At 72.9% G+C, this 12,582-nt stretch carries 12 protein-coding genes; 9 read left to right on the top strand and 3 right to left on the bottom strand.

Annotated elements, in window-relative coordinates; translation table 11 throughout:
* Nucleotides 1-95: 95 nt before the first annotated feature.
* From ACFZDA_RS29410 to ACFZDA_RS29395, 4 genes are all read left to right on the top strand, one after another.
* On the top strand, nt 96-803 hold the full coding sequence (locus ACFZDA_RS29410; RefSeq protein WP_391087369.1) for a ScbR family autoregulator-binding transcription factor: 708 nt from the start codon (nt 96-98) through the stop codon (nt 801-803).
* Between the two features lie 143 nt (nt 804-946).
* Nucleotides 947-2,383, top strand: coding sequence for a DUF2252 family protein (locus ACFZDA_RS29405; protein ID WP_391087366.1), 1,437 nt, complete (start codon nt 947-949; stop codon nt 2,381-2,383).
* A gap of 70 nt (nt 2,384-2,453) precedes the next feature.
* Entirely contained in the window at nt 2,454-3,302 is an 849-nt protein-coding gene (locus ACFZDA_RS29400; RefSeq protein ID WP_391087363.1) for a hypothetical protein, read from the top strand.
* 65 nt (nt 3,303-3,367) lie between these two features.
* On the top strand, nt 3,368-3,697 hold the full coding sequence (locus tag ACFZDA_RS29395; protein WP_391088083.1) for a rhodanese-like domain-containing protein: 330 nt from the start codon (nt 3,368-3,370) through the stop codon (nt 3,695-3,697).
* Nucleotides 3,698-3,749: 52 nt separating this feature from the next.
* Here ACFZDA_RS29395 and ACFZDA_RS29390 read toward each other — a convergent pair whose 3' ends face one another.
* Complete coding sequence (locus ACFZDA_RS29390) at nt 3,750-4,883, bottom strand: acyl-CoA dehydrogenase family protein (protein WP_391087359.1); 1,134 nt, start codon at nt 4,881-4,883, stop codon at nt 3,750-3,752.
* Nucleotides 4,884-5,204: 321 nt separating this feature from the next.
* Between ACFZDA_RS29390 and ACFZDA_RS29385 the strand changes: the two genes are divergently transcribed.
* The 3 genes from ACFZDA_RS29385 to ACFZDA_RS29375 are packed head-to-tail and all read left to right on the top strand — an operon-like array spanning nt 5,205 to nt 8,037.
* On the top strand, nt 5,205-6,092 hold the full coding sequence (locus tag ACFZDA_RS29385) for a DUF5819 family protein (protein ID WP_391087356.1): 888 nt from the start codon (nt 5,205-5,207) through the stop codon (nt 6,090-6,092).
* Nucleotides 6,089-7,300: an HTTM domain-containing protein gene (locus tag ACFZDA_RS29380; protein WP_391087353.1), complete on the top strand. Its 1,212-nt coding sequence runs from the start codon at nt 6,089-6,091 to the stop codon at nt 7,298-7,300. The genes ACFZDA_RS29385 and ACFZDA_RS29380 overlap by 4 nt, the downstream gene beginning before the upstream one ends.
* A complete protein-coding gene (locus tag ACFZDA_RS29375) occupies nt 7,297-8,037 on the top strand; it encodes a TrmH family RNA methyltransferase (RefSeq protein ID WP_391087350.1) in 741 nt (246 codons plus the stop codon). The genes ACFZDA_RS29380 and ACFZDA_RS29375 overlap by 4 nt, the downstream gene beginning before the upstream one ends.
* Before the next feature lie 68 nt (nt 8,038-8,105).
* Here the strand turns inward: ACFZDA_RS29375 and paaN are convergent, their stop codons facing one another.
* Complete coding sequence (paaN, locus tag ACFZDA_RS29370; RefSeq protein ID WP_391087347.1) at nt 8,106-9,797, bottom strand: phenylacetic acid degradation protein PaaN; 1,692 nt, start codon at nt 9,795-9,797, stop codon at nt 8,106-8,108.
* A 160-nt stretch (nt 9,798-9,957) separates the two neighbouring features.
* Between paaN and ACFZDA_RS29365 the strand changes: the two genes are divergently transcribed.
* Both ACFZDA_RS29365 and ACFZDA_RS29360 read left to right on the top strand, forming a co-directional pair.
* Nucleotides 9,958-11,475 carry a 3-hydroxyacyl-CoA dehydrogenase gene (locus ACFZDA_RS29365; protein ID WP_391087344.1) on the top strand — a complete coding sequence of 506 codons (1,518 nt, stop codon included), beginning with the start codon at nt 9,958-9,960 and terminating at the stop codon, nt 11,473-11,475.
* Nucleotides 11,472-12,062 carry a TetR family transcriptional regulator gene (locus ACFZDA_RS29360; RefSeq protein WP_391087341.1) on the top strand — a complete coding sequence of 197 codons (591 nt, stop codon included), beginning with the start codon at nt 11,472-11,474 and terminating at the stop codon, nt 12,060-12,062. The genes ACFZDA_RS29365 and ACFZDA_RS29360 overlap by 4 nt, the downstream gene beginning before the upstream one ends.
* 2 nt (nt 12,063-12,064) lie before the next feature.
* Here ACFZDA_RS29360 and ACFZDA_RS29355 read toward each other — a convergent pair whose 3' ends face one another.
* Complete coding sequence (locus ACFZDA_RS29355; protein ID WP_391088080.1) at nt 12,065-12,553, bottom strand: winged helix-turn-helix transcriptional regulator; 489 nt, start codon at nt 12,551-12,553, stop codon at nt 12,065-12,067.
* Nucleotides 12,554-12,582 lie beyond the last annotated feature (29 nt).

Raw genomic sequence — 12,582 nt, 5'->3', positions numbered from 1 at the left:
TTTTTTCAAAGGGTGAGACAAACCGCTGGGACAGGCTCTCGCGCCCCCGCCGCACAGCGATTTCACTGGGATCGACGGAGATCAGGAGGCACGCGATGGCGCGACAGGAGCGCGCGATCCGCACCCGGCGGACCATCCTCGAAGCGGCCGCGGCCGTCTTCGACGAACGCGGCTACACCTCGGCCACCATCGGGGAGATCCTGGACCGGGCGGGCGTCACCAAGGGCGCGCTGTACTTCCACTTCAGTTCCAAGGAGGAGCTGGCGGTGGGGGTGTTCGAGGAGCAGCTCGCGATCACGCTGCCGCCGCAGTCCAGCAAGCTCCAGGAACTCGTCGACTCCGGGCTGGTGCTGGCCCGCCGGCTGCGGTCCGAACCGCTGGTTCGCGCCAGTGTGGGGCTCGCCCTCGACCAGGGGGCGATGGACCTCGACCGCACTCCGGCCTTCCGGATGTGGATCGACCAGAACGTGCAGATGCTGGCCGAGGCGAAGGCCCAGGGCGAACTGCTGCCGCACGTCGACGTGGCGGAGACGGCGGAACTGCTGGTCGGCAGCTTCTCGGGGGTGCAGCTGCTGTCGCAACTGCGCTGCCAGCGGCAGGATCTGGAGCGCCGCATCGTCGTGATGTTCGAACACTTCCTGCCGAGTATCGCCGTCCCCGCGGTGCTGGCCCGGCTCGACATCTCGGCGGAGCGGGCCGAGCGGGTGCTGGCGCAGGGGCAGGTGGAGACGCCTGTGCAGGGCCGGGTTCAGGTGCGGGTGCAGGAGGGGGCCGTGCCGACGCAGGTCTCGACGGGGGCCTAGCTGGGCGGACACCCGCTGGAGGTGTCTGCTCCGCACGGGTTGTCCACAGCTGTGGAGTTGTCCACAGGGTCTGACGCGTTTCGGCCGTCGGCTGTACGGTCGCACGAGTTGATGTTCGTGCGCGTGCGGGGGAGGCGGTCGGTGTGACCAGGGACGGTGCTGGAGCCGAGGACGGGGCGGCGGCGCGGGCGGCGACCCGTCGGCTGCCGCGGGTGCGCGGTTTCGCCGCGTGGCCCGTCGAGGGCTCGCCGAAGGACGAGGGCAAGGCCCTGCGCAAGCGTGTCCCGCGCGGCGCGCACGCCACGCTCGACGCGGACCCTTCCCGGCCCGACGCGGTGAGCGCGGTCGAGGAGTCGGGCCGCGGCCGGCTCCCCGAGCTGACGCCGATCCGGGTCGGCCGCATGGCCGCCACTCCGTTCGCGTTCCTGCGCGGCGCCGCGGGCCTCATGGCCCACGACCTGGCGCGCACCCCCATGACCCGGATCCGGGCCCAGATCTGCGGCGACGCCCACGCGGCCAACTTCGGCCTGTACGGCGACGCCCGCGGCGGCCTGGTCATCGATCTGAACGACTTCGACGAGACGGTGCCCGGCCCCTGGGAGTGGGACGTGAAGCGCCTCGCGGCGTCCCTGGTGCTCGCGGGCCGGGAGGCCGGGGCGGACGAGGACAGATGCCGTAAGGCGGCCGGTGACGCGGTGGGCGCCTATCGCCGCACCATGCGCCTGCTGGCCAGGCTCCCGGTGCTGGACGCGTGGAACGCCATCGCGGACGAGGAGCTCGTCTCCCACACGGACGCCCACGACCTGATCGGCACGCTGGAGCGGGTCTCCGAGAAGGCCCGCCACAACACCAGCGGCCGTTTCGCGGCCAAGTCGACGCAGGCCACGCAGGACGGCGGGCGCCGCTTCGTGGACGCCCCGCCGGTGCTGCGGAGCGTCCCGGACGAGGAGGCCGCGGCGGTGGCGGCGTCCCTGGAGGAGTACGTGGGCACGCTGCCGGAGGACCGCCTGCCGCTCCTCGCCCGGCACGCGGTGCACGACGTGGCGTTCCGCGTCGTGGGTACCGGCAGTGTCGGCACCCGGTCCTATGTGGTGCTGCTCCTGGACCACCGGGGCGAGCCGCTGGTGCTCCAGGTGAAGGAGGCGCGGGCGTCGGCGCTGGTGCCGCATCTGCTGACGGCCGGTTTCGACGCGCCGGCGGCCGGCCACGAGGGCCGCCGGGTCGTGCTGGGGCAGAAGCGGATGCAGGTCGTCAGCGACATCCTGCTGGGCTGGACGACGGTCGACGGGCGCCCTTTCCAGGTCCGCCAGTTCCGCAACCGCAAGGGCAGCGTCGATCCGGCCGCCCTGGCCGCCGACCAGATAGACGACTACGGCCGGATGACCGGCGCCCTCCTGGCCCGTGCCCACGCCCACAGCGCCGACCCCCGCCTCATCGCCGGCTACTGCGGCAAGAGCGAGGAGCTGGACGAGGCGATGGCCGAGTTCGCCGTCGCCTACGCGGACCGTACGGAGGCGGACCACGCGGACCTGGTGGCGGCGGTACGGGCGGGGAAGGTCGCGGCGGAGATGGGGGTGTGACCCCTGAGGACCTCCGGGGTGTGACGGTCCGGAGCGCGGAAGCGGTCGGGCCGTGGCCTACGCTGGTCGGGTGACGACCCCGGAAGCTGAGCAGGGTGGTGGCGGCGCCGGTGAGGAACGGGTGACGCCCGAAGGTGATGCGGCGCGGCCCGAAGCGCGGCTGGAGCGGGCCGTGCGGGCCGCCGAGCAGGCGCTGATCGAGTACGAGATCGCGGTGGAGACCTTCCGCGTCGAGATCGAGAACTTCTCCCGGCTGCACGAACAGAAGCTCGGTCCGCTGTACGCCCGGCTGGAGGAGCTGGACGCCCGGATCCTGGAGGCCAGAGCCGCCCGCAGCGGCGACGCGGAGGACCGGCGCCGGGCGGAGGAGGCCCGTGCCCGGCTCGCGCCGATCCCCGGCGTCGAGGAACTGCTGCACGGCTGGATGGACGACAGCGGCCTGTTCCCGGAGGCCGTGGCGATGCTCACGGACCAGGCCGTCCGGCCGCCGCAGCGGGTCCGCCCCAGCGAGGAGGCCCGCAAGCTCTACCGCGAGCTGGCCCGCAAGGCCCACCCGGACCTGGCGCAGGAGGAGAAGGAACGCGAGCGGCGCGAGGAGTTCATCACCCGGGTGAACGCCGCCTACGCCCGGGGCGACGAGGCGGAGCTGCGCGAGCTCGCCGAGGAGTGGGCCAAGGGGCCCGAGCTGAAGCGGGTCCCGAGCCGCGCCGAGGAGCTCTACGCCCGCCTCGAATGGCTCGCCCAGCGCAAGGAACTGCTCGCCCTGCTCGCCAAGGAGCTGGAGGAGAGCGCCATAGGCCACATGCTCCAGCTGGCCCCGGACGACCCGGACGGCCTCCTGGACGAGATCGGACAGCAGCTGCGCACCCAGGTCACCGAGCGGGAGCGGGAGCTGGCCGGGCTGCTCGCCGAGGGCTGAGCGGCGTTCCGGTCGGGCCGGGCGGCGCTTCGGGTAGCGTCGGACGCATGAGTTTCGGAGCTGGTGTGCCCACGGTCGAGGTCGCGGACCTCAAGGACGGCGACTTCCTGCTGGACGTCCGGGAGGACGACGAGTGGAAGGCCGGTCATGCCGAAGGGGCGCTGCACATCCCCCTCAGCGACTTCGTCGCCCGGTACGGCGAGCTGACCGAGGCCGCCCCGCAGGACGGCCGGGTCCATGTGATCTGCCGCTCCGGCGGGCGTTCCGCACAGGTCACGATGTACCTGGCCCAGCAGGGCATCGACGCCGTGAACGTCGACGGCGGCATGCAGGTGTGGGAGGCGGCGGGCCGTCCCGTCGTGACGGACGACGGGCAGCCCGGGTTCGTCCTGTAGCGCCTGTAGCGCCCTTCGGGCTTCGGTCGGTCGCGGTCGGCCGCCGGTGGGTTCAGGCCAGGGGGTGGGCCGCCAGCAGGTCGCCCAGGGCCTCCTCGTGCGCCGCGGCCGGGCCGAGCGACAGCTCCAGGTGCTTGGCCCAGGCGTGGTACCGGTGCAGGGGGTAGTCGACGTCGGCGCCGACCCCGCCGTGCAGATGCTGCGCGGTCTGCACGACCCGGCGTACGCCCTCCGCCGCCCAGATCTTGGCGACGGCGACGTCACCGGCGGCGGGCAGCGCGCCCGGTGCTCCCGAGGAGATCCGCCACGCGGCCTGCCACAGCGTGGCCTCCATCGCGCGCAGGTCGATGTAGCGGTCGGCGGCCTGCACGGCGACGGCCTGGAAGGTCGCGATCGGGAAGCCGAACTGCTCCCGCTCGCTCGTGTACTGCCCGGTCATCCGCAGCACCCGCTCCCCGAGCCCGAGCGCCAGCGCACACGTCCCGGTGGCCAGCAGGTCCCGCAGCCACTCCCATGCCCCGTCGGCGTCGATCACGTCCCGGCCGGGGAGCCGCGCCGACTCCAGCCGCAGCTCCCCTAGCCGCTCACCGCTCGTGGAGAACTGCTCGGCGAGGACGGCCCCGTCCTGGCCTCGGGGCACCAGGGCGAGCACGGTCCGGCCGGTTTCCGTGTGCGCGGGGACGACCGTGACGTCCGCGTCGTAGGCCCACGGCACCGCCGTCTGCACGCCGTCCAGCACCCACGCCTCGCCGTCCCGCCGTGCGGTGACGGCGAGCTCGGCCGGGTCGTGGCCGGTGCGGCCGTGCGCGGCGACGGTCAGCACGAGCTCGCCCCGGCCCGCCCGGGCCGGCAGGGCGGCCTTCGCCTCCGCGCTGCCGTAGGTCTGGACGGCGGCGGCTGCCGCGCTGTGCTCCAGCAGCGGCACCCTGGCCAGCACCCGCGCCGACTCCCGCAGCACCAGGCACAGCGCGATCGCGTCCAGGCCGGCCCCGCCGTGGCGCGCGTCCAGCAGCAGGCTCAGCAGATCGGCGTCGGCGAGCCTGGCCCACAGGGCGCGATCGAAGGTGTCGGCGACGGCGCCCGGGGTGAGGGCCGGGCTGGGCACGGTGTCCGGCGCCACCGCGGCGAACACGCCCTTCGCCGCCTCGGCCGCCGCCTGCTGCTCCTCGGTGAAGCTGAAGTCCACGGTGCCTGTCCTTCCGGCCGGTCCCGTTGAGCTGACGGGCGCAAGATAGAACAGGTTCTAGAAGAAGGGAATGGGTTCCGGAACAGGGGAATGGCTGTGCGGGCGGGCGTCATAGGGTGTCCCTCCTGCGGGGTCCCCTGTGGAGCGGGGGGATCGCCGTGTGGTGACGGCCACGGCCGGAACCGGCGCAAGAGGCTGTGCCCGGGTGGGCGGCCTGAGTACCGTGCCCGTGCCGATGTCGCGCAGCGGTGCGCGGGCGGTGCGACGCCCTCGCGACCGGGCGGACGACAACGACGGACCGGGATCGTGGAACGGGGCTGGATGGACGCGTACGACGGAGGCTCGAACGCCCGGCACGGGCCGGACGGGCCTGGGCCGGCGCCGAACGGGCCGGGACCGGCGCCGAATGGGCCGACAGCGCCGGGCGGGCCTGCCGAGCCGGGCGTGCCCACCCCGTCCGTCGGGCTTGCCGAGCCGTCCCCGCCCGCCGGGCCGAACCCGCCCGCCGGGCCGAACCCGCCCGCCGAGCTGAACCCGCCCGCCGGGCACCGCGCCGGTATCGGCGCGCTCTCCCTCCGCTACCAGATCGGTGTCGCCCTGGCGCTCGCGGTCGTCGCGGTCGTGGCCTGTGCGCACCTCGGGATGACGTTTCTGCACGTCGCGCCGCCGAACACCGTCACCCGGGAGCACGGCAAGGCCGTGGACGACTGGATCTACCCGGAGTTCGAGCAGAACTGGAAGCTCTTCGCGCCGAACCCGCTCCAGCAGAACATCTCGATCCAGGTCCGGGCCGAGGTCCGGGACGGGGAGGGCGGGACGCTGACCACCGGCTGGTACGACCTGTCCGCCGAGGACGGCCGGGCCATCGACGGCAACCTGCTGCCCAGCCACACACAGCAGAACGAGCTGCGCCGGGCCTGGGACTTCTTCCTCGCGACGCACGACGGTGAGAACCGCCCGGTGGGCCTGCGCGGCTCGCTCTCCGAGTCGTATCTGCGCCGGATCGTGGTGCTGCGCCTCGGACGCGACGACGCCGTGCGGGCCGCGACCGGGGGCGGCGGGGCCATCGAGCGGGTCCAGGTCCGCTCCCGCACCAGCAACGTGCCCCCGCCCAAGTGGAGCCGGGAGAAGGTGTCCACGACGCCGGCCTACCGCGAGCTGCCGTGGTGGCCGGTGCCGTCGGACGAGGCCGGGGGTGGTGTGCGGTGAACCGCTTCTCCCTGGCTGTCTCGCACGGTATCGCCCGGGTCACCGAGGCGGCCCTCGGCCCGTACCAGACCGCCGTGATCCGCATCGGCTTCAGCGCGACCTGGCTGCTCTTCCTGCTGCGCGAGTTCCCCCACCGCCACGAGCTCTACGGCCCCGACGGGCCCTGGAGCTGGGGTCTCGCCGAGCAGCTGATCGGGACCAACAAGGCCTTCACCGCTCTCCTGTGGTCGGACGGCGGGATCTGGTTCGAGAGCGTCTACCTGCTCGCGGTCCTCGCCAGTGCCCTGCTGATGCTGGGCTGGCGCACCCGCACGATGTCGGTGCTGTTCATGGTCGGGGTGCTGTCGCTGCAGAACCGCAGCGTCTTCATGGGCGACGGCGGCGACAACGTGCTGCACCTGATGTCGGTCTATCTGGTGTTCACACGCTGCGCCCAGGTGTGGTCGCTGGACGCCAGGCGGGCCGCGCGCGCCCGGGCGGCACACGCGCGGGGCGAGCGGGTCACGGACCGGACCGGCCCGGCCCTGTGGGGTGTGCTCGGGGTCGTGCTGATCGGGGCGACCCTGGCCGGCCGGATGGAGAGCGAACGGCTGATACCGGCGCTGCTGTGGACGGTGTGGGCTGCGCAGGCCCTGTGGTGGCTGACGGGGCGCCGTGCGAAGACCGGTGAGCCGCGGATCATGCTCGACGTCGTCGCGAACATCGTGCACAACGCCGCCCTGTTCGTGATCATGGCCGAAGCGTGTCTGATCTACGCGACGGCCGGCTGGTACAAGATCCAGGGCTCGCGCTGGCAGGACGGCACCGCCGTCTACTACCCGCTCCACCTGGAGTACTTCTCGCCCTGGCCCGGGCTCGCCGACCTGCTGACCGCCAGCGGCACGATGGTGATGCTCGTGACCTACGGGACGGTCCTCGTGCAGGTCGCCTTCCCGTTCACGCTGTTCAACCGGCGGGTGAAGAACGTCCTGCTGGCGGTCATGATCACCGAGCATGCCGCGATCGCCGTCGTGCTCGGACTGCCGTTCTTCTCGCTGGCGATGATCGCGGCGGACGTGGTGTTCCTGCCGACGTCCTTCCTGCGCCGGCTGGGCGGCCGGGCGGCACGCGCGCGTGAGTGGCTGCTGCGGCGCGGCGGGCCCGCGCAAGCCCCTGACCAGCACACCCACGAGCGCCCCGAGGCCACGCACGTAGGCTTCGGGACATGACCGACCCCGTCACCGTCTGGCGCCGGCTCGCCGACGGCACCGTCCTGCTCGACGGCTTCCACGCCCTCAAGCACGCCGTGCGGTTCGGCGCCGAGGTGCCGGTCGCCGTCACCGCGGACCGGGCGGCCACGCTCGCCCTCGCGGACGAGCTGGCCCCGGACGTGCGGGACGCGCTGGCCGGGCTGCTGACGGAGGTGCCGCACGAGACGTACGCGTCGTTCGTCCCGCGCCCGCACCCCACCGCCGTGGCCGCCCTGGCCGTACGGCCCTCGCGCGAGTCCAACCTCCGGAAGCTGGCGTACACGCCCCGCACGGCGCCCGTCGTCGTCCTCGACAACCCGCGCAACCTGGGCAACGCGGGCGCGGTGATCCGTCTGGCCGCCGGCTTCGGGGCGACGGGCGTGGTGACGACGGGGACGGTCGACCCCTGGCACCCCACGGTCGTGCGCGGCGGGGCCGGGCTGCACTTCGCGACGGCGGTGGAACGGCTGGAGGTGTCCGGACTGCCGCCGGGCCCGCTGTTCGCGCTGGACCCGGAGGGCGACGACATCCGGGCCGTGAAGCTCCCGGACGACGCCGTCCTCGCCTTCGGCTCCGAACGCACGGGCCTGTCACCGGACCTACGCGCGCGTGCGGACCACTTCCTGTCCCTGCCGATGCGCCCCCAGGTCAGCAGCTACAACCTGGCGACGAGCGTGGCGATGACCTTGTACCACTGGAGCTGCAACGTGCCTTAGGGGCGCGGGGAGCTGCGCGAGCAACCACGAACGGCCCGCGCCCGCGCAATCAGCGCACCCCCGGGCTCCTAGGCCTCCCGCCGCACCTCGATCACCCGGAACCGGTTGGCGACGAACGCCCCGTCGCACAGCGCCGCACTCGCCGCCGGATTGCCCCCCGACCCGTGGAAGTCGGAGAACGCGGCCGTCTGGTTCACATACACCCCGCCCGTGAGATTCAGCGACAGCTGTGCCGCCTCCTCCAGGCACACCTCCCGCACGGCCTGCTCGACCTCCGGGTCCGTCGTGTACGCCCCGACGGTCATCGCGCCCTTCTCCCGGACGGTCCGCCGCAGGAGCTCCGCCGCGTCCGCCGCCGAGTCGACCGCCACGGCGAAGGAGACCGGCCCGAAGCACTCGCTCATGTACGCGGCCTCCGCGTCCGGCTTGGCCCCGTCCAGCTTCACGATCACCGGCGTCCGGACGACCGCCCCGGGGAAGTCCGGGTTGGTGATCTCCCGGGAGGCGAGGGCGACTTCGCCCAGCCCTGCCGCGGCCTCCAGCCGGGCCTTCACGTCCGGGTTGACGATCGCGCCCAGCAGCGCGTTCGCCCGGGCGTCGTCGCCCAGCAGTCCGTCGACCGCCCGGGCGAGGTCGGCGACCACCTCGTCGTACGACTTGGGGCCCTGGTCCGTGGCGATGCCCTCGCGCGGGACGAGCAGGTTCTGCGGGGTCGTGCACATCTGGCCGCTGTAGAGGGACAGCGAGAACGCCAGGTTGGAGAGCATGCCCTTGTAGTCGGACGTGGAGTGGACGACGACCGTGTTGACGCCGGCCTTCTCCGTGTAGACCTGGGCCTGGCGGGCGTTGGCCTCCAGCCAGTCGCCGAACGCGGTCGAGCCCGTGTAGTCGATGATCCGGATCTCGGGGCGCAGCGCGAGGGTCTTGGCGATGCCCTCGCCGGGGCGCTCGGCGGCCAGCGCGACCAGGTTCGGGTCGAAGCCGGTCTCCGCGAGCACCTCGCGCGCGACCCGCACCGTGAGCGCGAGGGGCAGCACCGCGCGCGGGTGGGGCTTGACCAGGACCGCGTTGCCGGTGGCGAGGGAGGCGAACAGGCCCGGGTAGCCGTTCCACGTCGGGAAGGTGTTGCAGCCGATGACCAGGCCGATGCCGCGCGGGACGGGCGTGAACTGCTTGGTCATGGCCAGCGGCTCGCGCTTGCCCTGGGGCTTGGTCCACTCCGCCGTGTCGGGCGTGCGCACCTGCTCCACGTAGGCGTACGCCACCGCCTCCAGGCCGCGGTCCTGCGCGTGCGGCCCGCCCGCCTGGAACGCCATCATGAACGCCTGGCCGGAGGTGTGCATGACCGCGTGCGCCAATTCGTGCGTCCGGTCGCTGATGCGCTTGAGGATCTCCAGGCAGACCACCGCGCGCTGCTCCGCGCCCGCGTCCCGCCAGGCCCGCTGGCCGGCCTGCATGGCGGGCAGCAGCACGTCGAGGTCCGCGTGCGGGTACGTCACGCCCAGGTCGATGCCGTACGGGGACGTCTCGCCGCCCACCCAGTCGTCCGTGCCCGGCTGGCCCAGGTCGAGGCGGGTGCCGAGCAGGGCGTCGAAGGCGGCCTTGCCCGCGGCCGCGTCCAGGCTGCCGTTCTCCCCGTAGGCCTTGGGGTGCTCGGGGTGCGGGGACCAGTACGCGCGCGTGCGGATCGCTTCCAGCGCCTGGTCGAGGGTGGACCGGTGCCGGGCGATCAGCTCGTGCGCCGAGAGTGCGGCGGTCATGGGTGACCAACTCCTCGTCTCAAGAACTCCTCGTCGAGTTCATGACCTGGGCAGAAACCTGGGCAGGAACACTCGGACAGAGCTAGAGTAACCGAACGATCGGTCGGTTCAAGGGGGTCCGCCGCATCTGTGGAAAACCCCGTGCGGGAGGATCGCGCACATGACAGCACTCGACCTCAGCAGCCCCGTGGCCGTCGTCGGCACCGGCACGATGGGTCAGGGAATCGCCCAGGTCGCGCTGGTCGCGGGCCATCCCGTACGGCTGTACGACGCCCTTCCCGGTCGGGCCGGGGAGGCGGCCGACGCGATCGGGGCCCGCCTGGACCGGCTCGTCGAGAAGGACCGGCTCACCGCCGCCGACCGGGACGCCGCCCGCGCCCGCCTGCTGCCCGCCGGGGCGCTCTCCGAGCTGGCGGACTGCGCCCTGGTCGTCGAGGCGGTCCTGGAGCGCCTCGACGTCAAACAGGACCTGTTCCGCGAGCTGGAGGACCTCGTCGGCGACGACTGCCTGCTCGCCACCAACACCTCGTCCCTGTCGGTCACCGCCATCGCCGGCGCCCTGCGCGCCCCCGGCCGCTTCGTCGGCCTGCACTTCTTCAACCCGGCGCCGCTGCTGCCGCTGGTCGAGGTCGTCTCCGGGTTCGCCACCGACGTCTCGTACGCCACGCGCGCGTACGAGACCGCCCGCGCCTGGGGCAAGACGCCGGTCGCCTGCGCGGACACCCCCGGCTTCATCGTCAACCGCATCGCCCGGCCCTTCTACGCCGAGGCCTTCGCGGTCCACGAGGCGCAGGGCGCCGACCCGGCCACCATCGACGCCGTGCTGCGCGAGTCGGGCGGCTTCAGGATGGGCGCGTTCGAGCTGACCGACCTGATCGGCCAGGACGTCAACGAGTCCGTGACGCGGTCGGTCTGGGAGTCCTTCTTCCAGGACGTGCGCTTCACGCCGTCCCTGGCCCAGCGCCGCCTGGTCGAGTCCAGCCGGCTGGGCCGCAAGACCGGGCAGGGCTGGTACGACCACCGGGACGGCGCCGAGCGTCCCGAGCCGGACACCGCCGAGAAGCGGCAGCCGCCCGCCTACGTCATCGCCGAGGGCGACCTGGGCCCGGCCGGTGAGCTGCTCGCGCTGATCCGCGAGGCGGGCATCCCGGTCCGGGACGAGGACGAGGACGACGGCACCCGCCTGGTGCTGCCGAGCGGTGGTCAGCTCGCCCTCGCCGACGGGCAGACCTCCGTGGAGTTCCGGGACGTCGTCTACTTCGACCTCGCCCTGGACTACCGCAAGGCCACCCGGATCGCCCTGTCCGCCTCCCAGGACACCTCCCCGCAGACCCTCGCCGAGGCCGTCGGCCTGTTCCAGGCGCTCGGCAAGCAGGTCAGCGTCATCGGCGACGTCCCCGGCATGATCGTCGCCCGGACGGTCGCGCGGATCATCGACCTGGCGCACGACGCCGTCGCCAAGGGCGTGGCCACCGAGGAGGACATCGACACCGCGATGCGCCTCGGCGTCAACTACCCCCTGGGTCCCTTCGAGTGGAGCCGCCGGCTCGGCCGCTCCTGGGCGTACGCCCTCCTGGACGACCTGCACCTGCGCGATCCCTCGGGGCGTTACGCGCCGTCCCTCGCGCTGTACCGCCACGCCCACGCCTCCGACAAGCGGGAGGGCACCGCCTCATGACCACCCCCAGGCGGGACACCTACACCCCGGACACGCTGCTGTCCGTCGCCGTCCGGGTGTTCAACGAGCGCGGCTACGACGGCACGTCCATGGAGCACCTCTCCAAAGCGGCCGGCATCTCCAAGTCGTCGATCTACCACCACGTCGCCGGCAAGGAGGAGCTGCTGCGCCGCGCCGTGAGCCGGGCCCTGGACGGCCTCTTCGGGATCCTCGACGAGGAGCACGCGCGCGTGGGGCGCGCCGCCGAGCGACTGGAGTACGTCGTCCGGCGCATGGTCGAGGTGCTGATAGCCGAGCTGCCCTATGTGACCCTCCTGCTGCGCGTGCGTGGCAACACGGACACCGAGCGGTGGGCCCTGGAGCGCCGCCGCGACTTCGACCACCGGGTCGCCGACCTGCTCAAGGCCGCCGCCGCGGACGGGGACGTGCGCGGCGACATAGAGGTCCGCCTGGTGACCCGGCTGGTCTTCGGCATGATCAACTCGCTCGTCGAGTGGTACCGGCCGGGCGGGCGGGGCATGAACGAGCGCGAGGTGGCCGACGCGGTGGTGCAGCTGGCGTTCGGGGGACTGCGCAAGAGCGCCTGAGCTCAGCCCTGCGGCTCCAGGTCCTCCTCCTCGAACACCAGCAGCGTGCGCGTGCTGAGCACCTGCGGGATCGCCTGGAGCCGGGTCAGCACCAGCTCGCGCAGCGCCCGGTTGTCGGACACGTGCACCAGCAGCAGCACGTCGAAATCCCCGCCCACCAGGGCGATGTGCGAGGCGCCGGGCAGCTGTCTGAGCTCCTCGCGCACCGTGCGCCAGGAGTTCTGCACGATCTTCAGGGTGATGTAGGCGGACGTCCCATGACCTGCCCGTTCGTGGTTGACGCGGGCGCCGAAGCCGCGGATGACACCGTCCTCGACGAGCCGGTTGATGCGGGCGTAGGCGTTGGCGCGTGAGACGTGGACCCGCTCGGCCACCGACCGTATCGAGGCGCGGCCGTCCGCCTGGAGCATGCGCAGGATGTCCTGGTCGATGGCGTCCAGCGGACGCGGGGGCGGCGGCAACAGGCCGCTGTCGTCCTGGCTCTCGGCCATTTGTTCAGATGCCACCTGCGCCCGCCTCC

This window comes from Streptomyces sp. NPDC007991, from assembly GCF_042958445.1.
Taxonomy (GTDB): Bacteria; Actinomycetota; Actinomycetes; order Streptomycetales; family Streptomycetaceae; genus Streptomyces.
The sequence above is the reverse complement of the archived record's forward strand: the minus strand, read 5'-3'. Positions and strand labels throughout refer to the sequence as shown.